We start from the raw sequence: 15,951 nt of genomic DNA, 5'->3' as shown, positions 1-15,951 counted from the left end.
GGGATTGGTCAACGGTCCGAACCCCGGATCACTTCGAGATATTGAAAACGTAGTTCGTGTCGAATGACGGTCCGAGTTTGAAGCCCTTGAGGTTAGAACGATAGCCCGCGACCTCGATCTGCTGGAAAATCATGATGAAGGGACTGGTTGCGAGAACCTTTTTCTGCAGCTCCTGATACATTTTTGCCCGTTTGGCACCATCTCGCTCAAGCAGCGCAGCCTTGGTCTCCTTAGTCAGGTCCGGCACATCCCAGGCGTTGCGCCACGCCAATGTCTTATTTGTGCCTTCGTCGGAATTGTTGGGGTTGTTGGTGAAGGTGTCCGCGTTCGAGTTCGGATCCCAATAATCGACGCCCCACTGGCCGATATACATGTCATGGGTTCGAGCCCGATACTTGGTCAGCGTCTGCTTACCATCGCCCGGAATGATCTCCATCTTGACGCCGCCCTGCGCGAATGTCTGCTGCACGGATTCGGCAATGCCCGTCACCGGCTGATTGTTGCGCACGTCCATGGTAACGGTGAAACCATCCTTCAGGCCTGCCTTCTCAAGCAGTTGTTTGGCCTTCGCGACATCGAGCTTGTAAGGATTCTCGTCGAGTTCGCCAAGCATGCCCTTTGGCAAAAATGTCTGGTGGATTTCACCAATGCCCTTGATCAGCTTTTCGCCGATAGCGTCGTAGTCGACGAGATACTTCAGCGCCTCGCTCACGCCTGGCTTGGCAAGATCCGCGTTTTTCTGGTTAAGGCTGATGTAATAGACGGTGCCTTTCGGCGCGTTGGTGGTCGCGATGTCGCTGTTCTTGACCACCTGCTCCAGATCATTGGGCTCGAGATTGCGGGCAATGTCGATATCGCCCTTCTCAAGCAGCAGACGCTGCGCCGCGCTTTCCTTGACGTGCCGGTAGATGACCCGCATGAGAGGCGCCTTGGTGCCCCAGTAGTTATCATTGCGTTCAAGCACGATGATTTCGTTGGCCCGCCAGTCGCGGATTTTCATCGGCCCCGAACCGGCATAGGCGGTCTTCAGCCAAGCCCAGCCGAAATCATCATTGACCACATGCTCGGAAACCAGCTTCTTGTCGACAACCGAGGCGACTGTCGCCGTCAGGCAGTTCAGGACGAAGCTCGGTGCGTAGGGCTGATCAACTGTGAACACGAAGGTCGAAGGATCGGTTGCCTTGGCCTTTTCGGTGACATTGTCGGGCTTCAGGCCAAACTGGGTCAGGATGAACGCCGGGCTCTTGTCGAGCTTGACGGCACGCTCGAACGACCAGGCGACATCGTCGGCCGTTACCGGATTGCCCGACGCGAATTTCAGACCCGGCTTCAATTTGAAAGTATAGGTCAGGCCATCGTCGGAAACCGTCCAGCTTTCGGCGACATCGGCAATGATCTTCGAAGGATCGTTGATGTCGAGCCGGACCAGTTTGTCGTAAGTGTTGCCGTTGATCTCACCGGTGGTGAGCTCGAAGGCTTCAGCGGGATCGAGCGTTATCACATCGTCGATGGCGAAGGCTTCGACCAGGGTATCGGCTGGCGTCTCGGCCCAGGCCGGTACGCCGGAAAGCAACATCGTGGACAGCGCCGCGCTGCCGAGCAGAAGCCGGAATTTCGGGTTTATCTGATTCATCAACATTGTTCTGGTTCCCTGTTTATGAGCAATTCGATTTTTTTAGTTTTCTTCGTGCCACGCCGACCGCAAGACCCGCAGCCAGTTTTCGCGGCATATTTTTGCCAGGTCATCTCCGGCATAACCAGCGTCCCGCAACGCCGCGACAAGGTTTTGATTGCCGCTCGCATCGGCTATCTCGCCGGGGATTTTAGCACCGTCGAAATCAGAGCCAAGTGCTACGCAATCGATACCCATGCGGTTGACCATGTAGTCGATGTGGCGGACCATATCGGTCAGCGGCGTATCGGCGTTCTCACGCGCGTCGGGGCGCAGCATGGCGACCGCATAGTTCAGCCCGACGAGACCCCGGCTGTCTCGTATGGCGTCGAGCTGCTTGTCCGTCAGATTGCGCGCGACAGGCGTCAGCGCGTGTACATTGGAGTGACTGGCGACAAGCGGCTGATCGCTGATCCGCGCCACATCCCAGAATCCCTTTTCGGTGATATGCGCGAGATCGATGAGGATGCCGAGACGATTGCAGGCCTTGACCAGCTCTTCGCCGACCGCGGTGAGTCCGGGTCCCGTATCCGGGCTCATCGGATAGGCGAAGGGCACGCCATGGGCGAAGATATTGTTGCGGCTCCACACAGGACCGAGCGAACGCAAGCCGGCGGCGTAGAACACATCGAGCGCGGCAAGATCAGCGCCAATCGCCTCGCAGCCCTCCATATGGAGCACCGCAGCGAACATGTCGCTTTCCATGCACTCGGTAATCTCGGCCGTGCTGCGGCACAATTTCCAACCGCCGGACCGCTGAAGCTTCAGCGCTATCGAGGCCATTTCCAGCGCAATGTCGAGGGATGGGGCCCGCTCCAACGGCGCGGCGAGCGGCGTAGAATAATGGCCATTGGCGTCTGGCGCCTTGAAAGCGAGATCACCGGATGGAACATAGATGGCGCAGAGCCCGCCAAACAACCCGCCTTTGAGCGCCCTGATCTTGTCGATGTGCCCGGAGGTGGTGCCTTCGATGAACTCCTGAACCGGATCTGCTCCGTCTTTCGAATGTTTCCACAACCGGTAAAGCACATCGTTGTGACCATCGAAGACAGGCTGCATTTCAATTCCCGATCAGATTGACTTGAAAAAGGTCCCATGTTCGCCGGGTAATCTTCTGTCTACCCGTCGGCGCCCATCGCCCTTTTTCGACAAAAGATCATGATGCCCGCGAACAGGCAAGAGAGTTGTTGTACAAAAGTATAATAAAAAGGCGCTTGCCGAGGCCGACGCCCAACTGGCGCAACTTACAGATCGTCGTGGGCCTGCATCGAAGCCATTGTCCGGGTGAATGGCGGCCGTTTGGCCGCCCGGAATGTGCCGATTTCAGCACAACCGGCCTGGACCTCATCTCTCCTTGGGAAAGATAGGCAAGAATCTCTCGAGGCCGTCTCAAACTTACGATGTCACTTAGAGCCTTCCATAGCTGGATGGAAACGTTCTGCCGGAGGGAAATTGGTTCAAGGTCGAGGGATTTGGCGAGGGCGATGCCTTTCCATCGGGCGATGCCGAAGCCGAAGGATTTGGGTCAAATTCACCCGGCCCACTGGTCGAACCGCATTTCGCTCGAAATGCGGGTAATTCGACCAGCGGGGTTTGAAAGCTTGTTGGTTTGCAAAGCAAACCAACGGACGGGTTTCCGGCTGGCGGCCGACCACTTTGTCAGGCGGCGTCGGACGATGGAACGACATCGACCTCGCCACGTTCCGCGTGGTTTGTCTCGCCATCCGGGAAACAGAACTGCTTCCAGCTAACTATGAAAGGCTCTAGACATCAAGATTAGCCACGCTCAGTGCGTTATCCTGAATGAAATCACGGCGGGGCTCGACATCGTCGCCCATCAATCTTGAGAACAGACTGTCGGCGTCGGTGGCATCATTCACCTTCACCTGCAGCAGTGAGCGCGCATTGGGATCCAGCGTCGTTTCCCAGAGCTGGTCTGCATTCATCTCGCCGAGGCCCTTGTAACGCTGCAAGGAGAGACCCTTGCGCCCGGCGGCAAACACAGCCTCCAGCAGGGCAATCGGTCCTGCAACGGAGTCCGATTTCTCCTTGCGCCGCAGAACCGGCGGCTTGGAATAGATGTCATGCAGACGCGCCGAATAGCGGTCGAGCTGGCGCGCATCGGCCGAACCGATCAGCGCCATATCGAGCGTGACAGTTTCCTTGACGCCGCGCAGCGAACGCTCGAAGACGTAACCGTCGACGCCGTCGTCTGGCGTCGCCAGACGGCCGCTCCAGCCCTTTTCGGTTTCCTCTGCGATTAGATCAAGACGCCCGGCAACCTCGTTCACGAGCGCTTGGGCTCTCGCCGTGTCGGAAATGACTTCCGGGTTGAGCGCACCGGCAATCGTCGCCTGTTCAACGACCGCGCGATCATAACGGGTGTTCAAACCCTGCAGCAGATGACGAACAGCCAATGCATCGGTGATGACGGAGCGCAGGTCGGGACCCGTGCGAACCTCGCCGGAGTCCAGCTCCAGCGCAGCCTCTTCCAGCCCGGAATCGATCAGAAATTCCTCATAGGCGACTTCGTTCTTGATGTACTGGGAGGATTTCCCGCGCGAAACCTTATAGAGCGGCGGCTGCGCAATATAGATATGACCGCGCTCGATCAGCTCAGGCATCTGGCGGAAGAAGAACGTCAAGAGCAATGTACGAATATGCGCGCCATCCACGTCAGCATCGGTCATGATGATGATCTTGTGATAACGCAGCTTGTCAGGATTGAACTCGTCCTTGCCGATACTGGTGCCGAGTGCCAGGATCAGCGTCCCGATCTGGTCGGATGACAACATGCGGTCAAGCTTGACGCGTTCGACATTGAGAATCTTGCCACGCAGCGGCAGGATCGCCTGGTTCTGGCGCGAACGCCCGCCCTTGGCGGAGCCACCGGCGCTGTCACCCTCGACGATGAAGATTTCCGACTTGGCCGGATCTTTTTCCTGGCAATCGGCAAGCTTGCCCGGCAGCGAGCTGATGCTCAGCGAATTCTTGCGGGTGATGTCGCGGGCTTTACGAGCAGCCTCGCGAGCGGACGCAGCCTGAATGACCTTTTCGACGAGCACCTTGCCCTCGGCCGGATGTTCTTCGAGCCAAGTCGAAAGCGCCTCGTTGACGAGGCCCTCAACCACTGCGCGCACTTCCGACGAAACAAGTTTGTCCTTGGTCTGCGAGGAAAACTTCGGGTCTGGAACCTTGACGGAAAGAACTGCAGTCAAACCCTCACGGCAATCATCGCCAGTGAGCGTCACCTTGGCCTTCTTGGCCTGGCCGGTGTTTTCCGCATAGCCGGTCATCTGACGGGTCAGAGCACCGCGAAAACCGGCAAGGTGTGTGCCGCCATCGCGCTGCGGAATATTGTTGGTGAAGCAGAGAACATTCTCGTGATAGCTGTCATTCCACCACATAGCGACTTCAACCACCGTGTCGTCACGCTCGCCGCGAATATAGATCGGCTCGCTGATCAGCTCTTTCTTGGCGCGGTCGAGATACTTGACGTAGGCTGTCAGTCCACCCTCATAGAAAAGTTCGAGATCGACAGGATCGGCATGGCGGCGATCGGAGAGCAGGATACGCACACCCGAATTCAGGAAAGCGAGTTCGCGCAGCCGGTGTTCGAGTGTCTTGAAATCGAACTCCACCATGGTGAATGTGTCGGTCGACGGCAGAAACGAAACTTCCGTTCCGGTCAACCCATCGGAATCGCCCGTCTCCTTCAATGGCGCATCGGCGACGCCATGGGTGAAGCTCATCTCGTAGATTTTGCCCTGGCGGCGAATCTTCAGTCTCAGCCAGACAGACAGCGCATTGACGACGGAAACGCCAACGCCATGCAGACCACCGGAAACCTTGTAGGAGTTCTGGTCGAACTTACCGCCGGCGTGCAGCTGGGTCATGATGACTTCGGCCGCCGAGACACCTTCCGAGTGCATATCGGTCGGGATGCCGCGGCCGTTGTCGGTCACCGTGCAGGAACCGTCCGGATTCAATGTGACGGTGACACGCGTCGCGTGGCCCGCGAGGGCTTCGTCTATCGCATTGTCGACGACTTCGTAGACCATGTGGTGAAGGCCGGATCCGTCATCCGTATCACCGATATACATTCCAGGGCGTTTGCGTACAGCATCCAACCCCTTGAGGACTTTGATGGACTCCGCACCGTATTCCGGTGAGGATTCGACTGTCATCTCGGGTGTATCACTCATATAAAATTCAATCTTTCCTGACGCCTGAACTGGCGCGCCCGTCCTTATAGCATAGCTTGGGCGAATCATGGCCCCATTACCGCATTAGATATAGTGATTAATGCAGGTTTTTCCAATTCTGGAGGGCTTGATATCCACGGATGATGGCGGGATTTTGCCCAGGGCGGCGCGACGTGCCTTCAGGCCACACCGCATGAAAGCAGACTGGCACTTCCTGGCGTGTGTCTCATTTCGCGGCAAACGGTATCCCCTACCGCCCGGCAGTTCCCCTAAGGCGCACGGGCAGCCGGCAATTCCCGCACGGACTCAAATCATTCGATGACCTGCACGCTGCCCTCGGCGGCCGGCTTTGCAATGGGCGATTGCGCATCGAGGAAACCTTCCACCTCGCCGAAAGTCAGACTGCCATCATCGTCACGGTCCATTTCATGGAATTGGCCAATGAAATATCCAACACCCGCCTTGCCCGCCGACGCGATTGTTACACGACCTGTCGAGGGGTCAACCGCCCGGTCGAACATCGACCTGATCCGTGCATCGACTGCATCCTGCACGGACTGGGGCGAGATTGGCGCCGGCACCTTTTTCGCAGGGCCATCGCGGCGATGTGGCATGCGCACTATCATGTGCTCAGGCGGCTGGCGCAGAACGATCGTGTCATCTGCACCTGCAGTCGATATTGGCGATCCCGCCGCAAGACATCCGGCCAATACAAGAAACAACCGTTTGCTCATTGCATTCCTCCCTTGATACCAGCCGCCCTGCGATCGTCGGCAACCTGATTCTGGCCATGCAAATCACCCATCCTCAAATTCACATTGCTCGCGACAGTTGATGCCACCCCAGGCGGCCGGTCATAGAAATCCTTAAGGTCCATAAGAACGCGGTCTTCGTCATCGGTGGACGAAGGGGCTACGCCATGACCGCCCTCATAGAGTTTTACCGGTATGCGCGCGGACAAATGCGCATTGGCGATATTGATCTCATTTTGATGAAACGGTGTGTTGAGGTCATAATAACCATGTTCGATAAGAACCTTGAGCGCCGGATTGAGTGTCAGACTATACGCCAGGTCGTTGACACTGGTTTGGGTGCGGTCTCCATTGTAAGGAGCCGGCAGCCCATGGTCCGCAGTATAGTCCCAACGATCGATAATTTCTCCATTGACCCCCAGATAGGGCGAAACCTGATCGTAGCCAATGAACTGTTTCTGATAGGCCTTGATATAATCATAGGCATAACTTGTGCGATCCAATGACGGATCAACCTTTTCAACAGGGATGGCCACTCTGCCGTCCGTAAGCTGAAGCTTGAACTTGGGATCAAACAGCTGGGTAAACCTCACAGGATCCATGTTGGGATTCTCGACCCAGGGATTGCCGGCCGCACCGTCGCCTGGCTTAAAAAGCTGGCCTATTCCTGTGTATTTATAGAGCTGGTTGACAAAATCTGTCCCGTCTTGTGTCTGAAGATAGGCATCCCATCCGGTCCTGTCCGGTTCTTTCCTCAGCATGCCTTTGAATTCGGCGCCAGCACGCTGGTTGAATTTGACCGCAAAGTCACGAACATCGTCCACATACGCGTCTGCGGCCCTGCCGTTTCGTTCCGTGGACTTCTTGTGATAACTCGCAACCATTGCGTAAGTCGGCAAGACGCCTCCGCAAGGAGCACTATAATAACTCAAACAGTCCGTAGTCAGGTCTAATAGGGGCGAGTTTAGAATCAACCCATTGAGAATATTTGGGGACTCCTTATCGACCGCATATTTGTCGGCTTTGCTTTCAAGCAGCAACTCGCCCATGATGGGGACACGAATGCCACCATAGGAAACGCCGTAGATATACTTCGGTGATAGCTGCCGGTTGTTGACGTTAATATATCGGGTAACAAAGTCGCTCAGGATTTGAGCGTCCCGTTCCACACCCCAAAACCAACTGTTCGTTGCGGGAAATACGGCTGCAGAATAACCGGTACCGACCGGGTCGACAAACACGAGATCGGTTTTGTCGAGCAATGTGTCGGGATTGTCAATCAGCTGCAATGGTCCGCTTGCGGGGAGCGGGAGCTTGAGGCCCTTGGGACCGAGGAAATCAAGATCGAGGTCTGCCGAAGCACCACCCGGCCCTCCATTGAAAACGAATGTGACTGGCCGCTTGCTTTTGGGCAGGTCATCACGCGTATAGGCTGTATAAAAAATCGCAGCCGCACCGTAAGGGTGCCGCGAAGGGAGTATGGTACCGCCACCAGGAGCCTGGCCCGTAGAAAATCTCCCCCATCCGTCGGCAGATGCCTTGAGATGTCCAGCCGTCGCCGTAAAGGCGATGACATTACCCTTCAAATTGATCGTCTGCGCCCTGCTGGTTCTTGTCTCGTAATTGGCCGAAATAGCAATGGCATCATCAGGCCCATATTTGAACTCGGTGCTTTGCGAGTCCCCCCATGGAGGACCCCCATTGCCACCGGATATGGTCGTTGTCCGGTTTGGACCCGGAAGCGGGAACGTACCGGCATCCTCGTCCCCGGAGTCCGAACTCCCGCTGCAAGATGCCAGAAACAGCGCTAGAAAAAGCCAGCACAGGCGAAAATGCATGGTGAAAGCCTCACAATATCGATCTAAATATGTTTCTGGTATGTTCTTAAAAGAATGATGCGTAAAATAGACTGCCGAACCTATTCAGGCTGGACCAGAACGCATCTGCCTCTTTGCGTCAATGTAGCAATTAGTAGGGTAAGGAGCCGCCAATTCCGGTCAATTGGTAGACTTTTTGCCCGCTTGTCCCCACATCCATGGCGGAGGTGATGAATGGATACGATACCGACCGCTTTTGTCCCGCCGGCGCCAGTACCCCGTACCGGTCCGGTTGGCACGTTGCAGCTTATCCGCACCATTTACCGCAACCCGCTCGAATTGTGGGGCGAGCCTTCTTACAATGAACCATGGGTTTCCATCGACTGGTCATTCGCCCACACGATCATCGCCAATGATCCGGGACTGATCCGTCATGTGCTCGTCGACAATGCGAAGAATTACAAGATGGCGGCGGTACGCCAGCGCATCCTGCGCCCCATCCTGCGTGATGGGCTGCTGACAGCGGAAGGCGATGTCTGGCGGCGTTCGCGCAAGGCGATGGCGCCGGTTTTCACGCCGCGCCACATCGATGGTTTCGCGGAAAGCATGAAGCGGACAACCGATGTTTTCGCCAATCGTTACGACGGTTTTACCGGCACGACCGATGTGTCGCGTGACATGACCATGCTGACCTATGACATTCTTGCGGACACTTTGTTTTCCGGAGAAATCGCCGGTGATCCGGATCAGTTTTCCCACGAGGTCGACCGGTTGTTCGAAACCATGGGCCGTGTTGATCCTCTTGACCTTCTCGGGGCACCAGCCTGGTTGCCGCGTTTCACCCAGATCCGTGGACGCCGCGCGCTCGCCTTCTTCCGGCAGATCGTCGCTAATACGATGGAGATGCGCAAAGCCCGAATGGCAAGGGAAGGTGACAAGGTCCCGAACGATTTCCTGACGCTACTGCTGAAAGCCGAGGGTCCGCAGGGGCTTTCGCGCGCCGAGATCGAAGACAACATCATCACCTTCATCGGCGCCGGCCATGAAACCACGGCTCGGGCACTCGGGTGGACGCTGTATCTCCTGGCAAAGGCGCCTTGGGAACGCGATCTGATCGAGCAGGAGATCGATGCCTTCATGGATCAGCGCGAGGTCCCCCCACCGCATCAATGGCTGGACGTCCTGCCCTTCACCCGCTCGGCATTCGAGGAGGCCATGCGGCTGTATCCGCCCGCGCCGTCGATCAACCGCGAACCGATCGAGGATGACCAATACAAGGACCTGGTGCTTCCGAAGGGTGCAGCCGTCCTTGTCATGCCCTGGACCGTGCACCGGCACCGGCTCTACTGGGAGAACCCCGAGGCGTTCATGCCATCGCGTTTCCATCCGGAAAATCGCGACAGGATTGATCGGTTCCAATATCTGCCATTCGGTGCCGGGCCGCGTGTCTGCATCGGCGCAAGCTTTGCCCTGCAGGAGGCGATCATCGCTTTGGCGACCCTGCTCCATCGCTATCGCTTCGATATCGCAGAGGATATAAAGCCATGGCCCGTGCAGAAGCTGACGACACAACCGGACGGTGGATTGCCGATGAGCGTGACTGCAAGACGATGACCTGCAGAAACGGAGTGCGTGGTTCGACGGGGCTCACCATGAGGAAGATTTTTGACTGCAGGGAGTGTTGCTTTCAACGTTTGCCGCACGTTTTTGCAATGACACGACTTTCCTCATGGTGAGCCCGTCGAACCACGCACCATAGATATGCAACCGAGAACTTGATTTCACCAGAAATTTAATGTATATTTATTTCCAGTGAAAGGACCCTCCATGCGAACCACCGCGCAACCCATTATCGACACCCCAAGCAAGACAGCCGTTGTGTCCAAGGCGCTGCTGCGTTCCGCTGAATTGCTCGGCCTGACCGCAAGAGAGCTGTCAACCGTCGTCGGTCTGTCCGAACCCAGCATTTCCCGGCTCAAGCGCAGCGAAGATGGCAGCGGCCCGCTCACCGGCAAGAGCTATGAACTCGCGCTCCTGTTCATCCGACTCTACCGCTCGCTCGATGCCATTGTTGGCGGCGACGATAGCGTAGCGCGGCAGTGGATGCGAACAGACAATACCATGCTCGGCGGCAAGCCGCTCAACCGGATCAAAACCATTGACGGTCTCGCCCATGTCCTCGCCTATCTGGACGCCCGACGCGCTCCGATCTGAATCGCGATCGCTGCATGGCGCATGCTGGCGTCTGGTCGAAGCCCAGCACCGCGTTTCCACCATGAAGCTGGTCGACACGCTCGACGAGCAGGCACTGCTTGAAGACGAGCTTGAGGCCACCAAGCCCCCGCTCCCGCCAGGGTGCGTACATCTCGATTACCTGTTGGCGACGCCGTTTCGCTATGGCCGCTATCCCGGCAACTCGCGCTTTCGGCGCGAAGGTTATTCACCCGGGGTCTTTTATGCCAGCGAGAAGGTCGAAACCGCCGTCGCGGAAACCGCCTTCTACAGACTGCTGTTCTTTGCCGAAAGTCCCGCCACACCTTGGCCGCGCAATGCACTGGAGTTCACCGCCTTCGAAGCGCGCTATGCCACCACCAGCGCAATCGATCTGACTGCAGCGCCCTTCATCGCGGAGGCCCCGCGGTGGACGCATCTGACTGATTACTCCGCTTGCCTCGATCTTGCCGACAAAGCGCATCAGGCGGGCATCGGCCTGATCCGCTATCAATCCGTCCGCGATCCACTTGGCGGGATCAATCTTGCGCTGCTTTCATGTCACTGCTTTGCCATGCCGAACCCGACGCGCATGACCACATGGCGGCTGCATTTCTCCAGCCACGGCGTCAACGCCATTTGCGACCAGCCTCAAGTCAGGCTTGGGTTGAGCCGGCAGATCTTTGCCAACGATCCGCGACTGGCAGAAAAAGCCAAATCATAATTTCATTTTTCGGCTTGACAGATTCATAACTGCATAGCTATGGATTAATTCATAGCTCACGGGTTATCAATTATGGACGCAACAGCCGACAGTATTTTCCGCACTCTCGCCGATCCGACACGCCGCGCGATTTTCGAACATCTGATGCGGCAGGGCGAGCAAAACGTGCGGGTGTTGACCGAATATTCTGGCATCTCCCAGCCCGCCGTATCCAAACATCTGAGTGTGCTCAAGCTTGCCGGCCTGGTGCGGGACAGGCCCGACGGGCGCCAGACCCACTATAGCGCGGAACCAAAAGGGCTCGCGCCGCTGATCGACTGGATGGGCCTCTACGGCGCATTCTGGCGGGAGCGGTTCGATCGTCTCGAAGATTTGCTAAACAGGATGGACCAATGACTGAACATGCCACAGCTACAGCCACACGTTCCCTCGTCGTCGAACGGGAAATGCCGCACGCGCCGGAAAAGGTCTGGCGCGCACTCACCCAAGGCGCTCTCATCGCTGACTGGCTCATGAGCAACGACTTCCAGCCCGTCGTCGGTCACAGGTTCAACTTCCGTGCCCGCCCATGCCGAACTGGAACGGCGTCACCGATTGCGAAGTCCTGGCGGTGGAACCGCAGGAGCGCCTTTCCTATAGCTGGAACGCCTCGGGCGATGAAGCCGCAAACGGCGTCAAAACGATCGTCACCTTCACGCTCACCCCGGTCAATGGCGGCACATATCTGCGCATGGAGCAATCCGGCTTCGGTCCAAACGAAGAAGCCAACTATCGCGGCGCACAATATGGCTGGCAGAAATTCATCGGACAGCTCGAGCAAGTGGTGGATAAACTCGCCTGATACCGAACAGCGCAAAAAGCTGCGGCCATCTCATATTGGTTGAGATGGCCGCAAACCTTTAAGACAGTCTTTCCGCGTGCCAGGCGATATGATCGGCCATAAAGGTCGAGATAAAGAAATACGAATGGTCGTAACCGTCGCGCATGTTGAGCGTCAGCGGGATACCGGCTTTGGCACAGGCCTCTTCCAACAGCCAGGGCCGAAGCCCGTCATCAAGAAAGCCGTCGGCCTTACCCTGATCCACCAGCAATTCGGGCACGCGGTAGCCGTCCTCGATCAGCGCCACGCTGTCATAGGCGCGCCACGCCGCTTCATCGCTGCCGAGATATTTCTCGAAGGCGGGACGCGACCAGCCTGCAACCATCGGCCGTGCAATAGGCGCAAAGGCGGACACCGACCTGAAGCGTTCCGGATTTTTTAGAGCGAGAGTGATAGCGCCGTGCCCGCCCATGGAGTGGCCAAAAATGCTCTGGCGCGTCACGTCGACCGGAAACTGCGCGGCTACCAGTTCAGGAAGTTCATAGGCGATATAGCTCGCCATACGATAATTCGTCGACCAGGGCGCCTCTGTCGCGTCGAGATAGAAACCGGCGCCGCTGCCGAATTGCCAGTTGTCCTTTTCGTCGGGGACATTCTCGCCGCGCGGGCTGGTATCCGGGCAGATTATTGCAATGCCAAGCTCGGCGGCAACGCGGCGGTATTCGCCCTTGTCCATGACGTTCTGATGGGTGCAGGTCAGGCCTGACAGATACCAGAGCAACGGCACCGGATGCTCTTTTGCCCGTGGCGGCAGGAAAACCGCAAAGGTCATGTCGCACTGACAGGCGTCGCTGCGGTGGCGATAGACGCCCTGGATACCCTCAAAGCATTTGGCAATCGATAGCGTTTCCATAAACTCCCCTGACTACTGGCCCAGCGAAACGATGACGTTGACGGCGGCCGCGACAAGCACGGTGTTGAAGACGTATGAGACGATGGCATGTAGCAGATTAATCTTGCGCATATCTGTACTGGTGATCGCCGTATCCGACGTTTGGGCCGTCATGCCGATGACGTATGAGAAATAGAGAAAATCATAACCGCCGGGCTCATTGTCGCCCGGGAAGTCGAGCCCGCCGACATGTTTGCGCGGCGACCGCTTTGCACCCTCGGCCGTCTCGTCCGGCTGCCAGTAGAGATGAGCATAGTGGATGGCCGCCATCATGTGCACGGTGAACCAGCCCAGCGGCACTGCGGCGAGTGCCAGCGAGAGATCAAGCGGATGCGGATCCTCGCCGGAATTGATCAGCACGAACAGCGAGCTGACGGCGACGACGACCGTGCCGAAGGTCACCGCAAAAATGATCCACACCGGTTCATCGGATTTGGCCGCGTTGCGCTGCAGGTACTCCGGCGTCAATTTCCGGACCTTGATGATGGAAAGAACCAAATAGATGACGAAGAAGACGTTGGCCGCGACGACATAGGCATTGCGGGGCGCGAAGAACAGCGCCAGAGCGAGAGCGACAAGCCCGAGAGCCGCTGCAAGATAGAACGGATTATGCCGCTTCCACATCGCTTGTCACTCCGTGGTCAGCGCCGCGGGGCGCTGCATGTCGACATGAGGAATCCCGTCTTCGAGATATTCTTCGGTGACCGGCACGAAACCGAAGGATTCATAAAACCGCAGCAACTGGCTTTGCGCCGAAAGTTTGATCGGGCTTTCCGCATAAAGCCGCTCGCATTGTGCGATGGCCTCAACCATGAGCCTGTCGCCAAGCTTCTTGCCGCGGTGCCCAGGCGCAACGACAACCCGGCCTATCCGGGCAGCCGGATCGGTCTTCGCGGGTTTGCGGATTCGTGCGCTCCCGACCAGATTGCCCCCGGAAAGCAGACGCAGGTGGAGCGCATCCAGATCCTTGCCGTCAAGCTCGGGATAGGGGCATTTCTGCTCGACCACGAAAACATCCACCCGCAATTTCAGCATGTCATAAAGGTCACGCGGGCTAAGCTCGTCCAGCCCGCTCAAGACGACCTTGACGTTCTCGTCCATCAAAATGTCACGACGCTGCGGATCGACTTGCCCTCATGCATGAGGTCGAAGGCGGTGTTGATCTCGTCAAGCGGCATCGTGTGGGTGATGAGAGAGTCGATGTCGATCTTGCCCTCCATGTACCAGTCGACGATTTTCGGCACATCCGTGCGCCCGCGCGCGCCGCCGAAGGCCGTGCCGCGCCAGTTGCGTCCGGTGACGAGCTGGAATGGCCGCGTCGAAATTTCCTTGCCGGCTTCCGCAACACCGATGACGATACTGGTGCCCCAGCCGCGATGACAGCATTCGAGCGCCTGGCGCATGACATTGGTGTTGCCGGTTGCATCGAAAGAGAAATCCGCTCCGCCATCGGTCAGGTCCTGAATCGCCTGTACGATCTTGTCGTTGCCAACCTCGTTCGGATTGACGAAATCTGTCATGCCGAACTTCTTCGCCATTGCCACTTTGCCCGGATTGAGATCGACTCCGATGATCTTGTCCGCGCCGACCATGCGGGCGCCTTGAATGACGTTGAGCCCGATACCGCCGAGGCCGAACACCACCACATTGGCGCCCGGCCAGACCTTGCCCGTATAAATGACAGCCCCGATGCCGGTGGTGACGCCGCAGCCGATATAGCAGATCTTGTCGAAAGGCGCGTCCTCACGCACTTTCGCCAGCGCGATCTCCGGCAGCACCGTGAAATTCGAGAAGGTCGAACAGCCCATATAATGGAAGACTTCGCCGCCATCGCAGGAGAAGCGGCTGGTGCCGTCGGGCATGACGCCCTGGCCCTGCGTGGCACGGATCGAGGTGCACAGGTTCGAGCGCTGCGACAGGCACGTTTTGCACTGGCGGCATTCGGGCGTATAGAGCGGGATGACGTGATCGCCGACCTTCAGCGAGGTGACGCCCGCGCCGATCTCGCGCACGATGCCTGCACCCTCATGGCCAAGAATGGCCGGGAACTTTCCTTCCGAATCGAGGCCGGAAAGCGTGTAGGCGTCCGTATGGCAGACACCGGTCGCCATGACTTCCACGAGCACCTCGCCGGGCCTCGGTCCGCCGATCTCGACGGTTTCGATGGTCAGTGGCTTCCTGGCTTCCCAGGCAACGGCAGCGCGCGATTTCATGAAAGTCTCTCCTAATGCGTCCCGATAATGCAACATAGTGATTTGCTCGTTGCACTATCAGGATCGCACCGGGGATCGTCAATCGGACCGGCGGCATTTCGAGATGAAATGCCGCCATCACGTCAAGATGCCGTTCGACCCGGCTCGTTCCAGCTACTCGACGACCTGGACCTTGGCGGCCTTGCGCTTCAAAGGTACAGCCGAGCGCCCGTCAAGAAACGCCGATATTTCCGCCAGGCTGGCAGCCCCGTCCTTGTTCCGGTCGATCGCTGGCAGATTATCCGCTACAAAACCCCAGCCGACGGCATTGGCGCGCTCGGCCGTCAGCCGCTTCGTGCCGTCCCTGGTCGCGTCATCATATTTCTCCTGCAATTGCAGATCGACCTCTGCCTGTATGTTTTCCTGGTTGAACGCGGGCCGCACGGTTCCAGGGGGTGGCGGCGGCGGATAGGCCATACCGTCGGCAATTTTGACAATCAAGTTTCTGTCCAATGCGATCGCCCTCTCGGGCAGTGCGCCAGCCCCTGCCAGACCGGGCCAGACCCCCACAGCCATAACACTTAGAAAATAAATGCTTTTCATCGA

The 15,951-nt window shown here is 57.6% G+C and carries 14 protein-coding genes and 1 pseudogene; 5 read left to right on the top strand and 10 right to left on the bottom strand.

Annotation, left to right across the window (positions count from 1 at the left end; genetic code table 11):
• Window positions 1-28: 28 nt before the first annotated feature.
• From J2X72_RS04920 to J2X72_RS04900, 5 genes are all read right to left on the bottom strand, one after another.
• Window positions 29-1,639 carry an ABC transporter substrate-binding protein gene (locus J2X72_RS04920; RefSeq protein WP_209998322.1) on the bottom strand — a complete coding sequence of 537 codons (1,611 nt, stop codon included), beginning with the start codon at window positions 1,637-1,639 and terminating at the stop codon, window positions 29-31.
• 36 nt (window positions 1,640-1,675) lie between these two features.
• Window positions 1,676-2,731: a dipeptidase gene (locus J2X72_RS04915; RefSeq protein WP_209998323.1), complete on the bottom strand. Its 1,056-nt coding sequence runs from the start codon at window positions 2,729-2,731 to the stop codon at window positions 1,676-1,678.
• 704 nt (window positions 2,732-3,435) lie between these two features.
• A complete protein-coding gene (gene gyrB, locus J2X72_RS04910; protein ID WP_209998325.1) occupies window positions 3,436-5,877 on the bottom strand; it encodes a DNA topoisomerase (ATP-hydrolyzing) subunit B in 2,442 nt (813 codons plus the stop codon).
• Between the two features lie 311 nt (window positions 5,878-6,188).
• Window positions 6,189-6,611: a hypothetical protein gene (locus J2X72_RS04905; protein WP_310069016.1), complete on the bottom strand. Its 423-nt coding sequence runs from the start codon at window positions 6,609-6,611 to the stop codon at window positions 6,189-6,191.
• Window positions 6,608-8,467 carry a S10 family serine carboxypeptidase-like protein gene (locus J2X72_RS04900; protein ID WP_310069013.1) on the bottom strand — a complete coding sequence of 620 codons (1,860 nt, stop codon included), beginning with the start codon at window positions 8,465-8,467 and terminating at the stop codon, window positions 6,608-6,610. The genes J2X72_RS04905 and J2X72_RS04900 overlap by 4 nt, the downstream gene beginning before the upstream one ends.
• Before the next feature lie 213 nt (window positions 8,468-8,680).
• On the opposite strand from J2X72_RS04900, the gene J2X72_RS04895 reads away from it, so the two are divergent.
• From J2X72_RS04895 to J2X72_RS04875, 5 genes and pseudogenes are all read left to right on the top strand, one after another.
• Window positions 8,681-10,060 carry a cytochrome P450 gene (locus tag J2X72_RS04895; RefSeq protein WP_310069010.1) on the top strand — a complete coding sequence of 460 codons (1,380 nt, stop codon included), beginning with the start codon at window positions 8,681-8,683 and terminating at the stop codon, window positions 10,058-10,060.
• 213 nt (window positions 10,061-10,273) lie between these two features.
• Window positions 10,274-10,660: an MbcA/ParS/Xre antitoxin family protein gene (locus tag J2X72_RS04890; protein ID WP_310069007.1), complete on the top strand. Its 387-nt coding sequence runs from the start codon at window positions 10,274-10,276 to the stop codon at window positions 10,658-10,660.
• Window positions 10,620-11,381 carry an RES family NAD+ phosphorylase gene (locus tag J2X72_RS04885; RefSeq protein ID WP_310069004.1) on the top strand — a complete coding sequence of 254 codons (762 nt, stop codon included), beginning with the start codon at window positions 10,620-10,622 and terminating at the stop codon, window positions 11,379-11,381. The genes J2X72_RS04890 and J2X72_RS04885 overlap by 41 nt, the downstream gene beginning before the upstream one ends.
• A gap of 72 nt (window positions 11,382-11,453) precedes the next feature.
• Window positions 11,454-11,777 carry a metalloregulator ArsR/SmtB family transcription factor gene (locus tag J2X72_RS04880; protein ID WP_310069001.1) on the top strand — a complete coding sequence of 108 codons (324 nt, stop codon included), beginning with the start codon at window positions 11,454-11,456 and terminating at the stop codon, window positions 11,775-11,777.
• Window positions 11,774-12,222, top strand: a pseudogene (locus J2X72_RS04875) (SRPBCC domain-containing protein). The gene J2X72_RS04880 and the pseudogene J2X72_RS04875 overlap by 4 nt, the downstream one beginning before the upstream one ends.
• A gap of 58 nt (window positions 12,223-12,280) precedes the next feature.
• Here J2X72_RS04875 and fghA read toward each other — a convergent pair.
• The 5 genes from fghA to J2X72_RS04850 all read right to left on the bottom strand — a co-directional run bounded on the left by fghA (window position 12,281) and on the right by J2X72_RS04850 (window position 15,948).
• Entirely contained in the window at window positions 12,281-13,114 is an 834-nt protein-coding gene (gene fghA / locus J2X72_RS04870) for an S-formylglutathione hydrolase (RefSeq protein WP_310068998.1), read from the bottom strand.
• Between the two features lie 12 nt (window positions 13,115-13,126).
• Window positions 13,127-13,777, bottom strand: a complete 651-nt coding sequence (locus tag J2X72_RS04865) for a DUF1345 domain-containing protein (protein ID WP_209998338.1) — start codon at window positions 13,775-13,777, stop codon at window positions 13,127-13,129.
• 6 nt (window positions 13,778-13,783) lie between these two features.
• On the bottom strand, window positions 13,784-14,254 hold the full coding sequence (locus J2X72_RS04860) for a GNAT family N-acetyltransferase (RefSeq protein WP_310068995.1): 471 nt from the start codon (window positions 14,252-14,254) through the stop codon (window positions 13,784-13,786).
• A complete protein-coding gene (locus J2X72_RS04855) occupies window positions 14,254-15,366 on the bottom strand; it encodes an S-(hydroxymethyl)glutathione dehydrogenase/class III alcohol dehydrogenase (protein ID WP_310068992.1) in 1,113 nt (370 codons plus the stop codon). The genes J2X72_RS04860 and J2X72_RS04855 overlap by 1 nt, the downstream gene beginning before the upstream one ends.
• A 153-nt stretch (window positions 15,367-15,519) precedes the next feature.
• A complete protein-coding gene (locus J2X72_RS04850; RefSeq protein WP_310068989.1) occupies window positions 15,520-15,948 on the bottom strand; it encodes a hypothetical protein in 429 nt (142 codons plus the stop codon).
• Between the last annotated feature and the right edge of the window lie 3 nt (window positions 15,949-15,951).

Origin of the sequence: Phyllobacterium sp. 1468 (assembly GCF_031455525.1) — a bacterium.
Taxonomy (GTDB): domain Bacteria; phylum Pseudomonadota; class Alphaproteobacteria; order Rhizobiales; family Rhizobiaceae; genus Phyllobacterium.
This window is presented reverse-complemented; position numbering and strand designations above follow the sequence as displayed.

Excerpts from the sequence above, each read along its gene's own strand:
- J2X72_RS04920 (WP_209998322.1), bottom strand. The coding sequence starts at position 1,639 with ATGTTGATGAATCAGATAAACCCGAAATTCCGGCTTCTGCTCGGCAGC.
- J2X72_RS04915 (WP_209998323.1), bottom strand. The coding sequence starts at position 2,731 with ATGCAGCCTGTCTTCGATGGTCACAACGATGTGCTTTACCGGTTGTGG.
- gyrB (WP_209998325.1), bottom strand. The coding sequence starts at position 5,877 with ATGAGTGATACACCCGAGATGACAGTCGAATCCTCACCGGAATACGGT.
- J2X72_RS04905 (WP_310069016.1), bottom strand. The coding sequence starts at position 6,611 with ATGAGCAAACGGTTGTTTCTTGTATTGGCCGGATGTCTTGCGGCGGGA.
- J2X72_RS04900 (WP_310069013.1), bottom strand. The coding sequence starts at position 8,467 with ATGCATTTTCGCCTGTGCTGGCTTTTTCTAGCGCTGTTTCTGGCATCT.
- J2X72_RS04895 (WP_310069010.1), top strand. The coding sequence starts at position 8,681 with ATGGATACGATACCGACCGCTTTTGTCCCGCCGGCGCCAGTACCCCGT.
- J2X72_RS04890 (WP_310069007.1), top strand. The coding sequence starts at position 10,274 with ATGCGAACCACCGCGCAACCCATTATCGACACCCCAAGCAAGACAGCC.
- J2X72_RS04885 (WP_310069004.1), top strand. The coding sequence starts at position 10,620 with ATGTCCTCGCCTATCTGGACGCCCGACGCGCTCCGATCTGAATCGCGA.
- J2X72_RS04880 (WP_310069001.1), top strand. The coding sequence starts at position 11,454 with ATGGACGCAACAGCCGACAGTATTTTCCGCACTCTCGCCGATCCGACA.
- fghA (WP_310068998.1), bottom strand. The coding sequence starts at position 13,114 with ATGGAAACGCTATCGATTGCCAAATGCTTTGAGGGTATCCAGGGCGTC.
- J2X72_RS04865 (WP_209998338.1), bottom strand. The coding sequence starts at position 13,777 with ATGTGGAAGCGGCATAATCCGTTCTATCTTGCAGCGGCTCTCGGGCTT.
- J2X72_RS04860 (WP_310068995.1), bottom strand. The coding sequence starts at position 14,254 with ATGGACGAGAACGTCAAGGTCGTCTTGAGCGGGCTGGACGAGCTTAGC.
- J2X72_RS04855 (WP_310068992.1), bottom strand. The coding sequence starts at position 15,366 with ATGAAATCGCGCGCTGCCGTTGCCTGGGAAGCCAGGAAGCCACTGACC.
- J2X72_RS04850 (WP_310068989.1), bottom strand. The coding sequence starts at position 15,948 with ATGAAAAGCATTTATTTTCTAAGTGTTATGGCTGTGGGGGTCTGGCCC.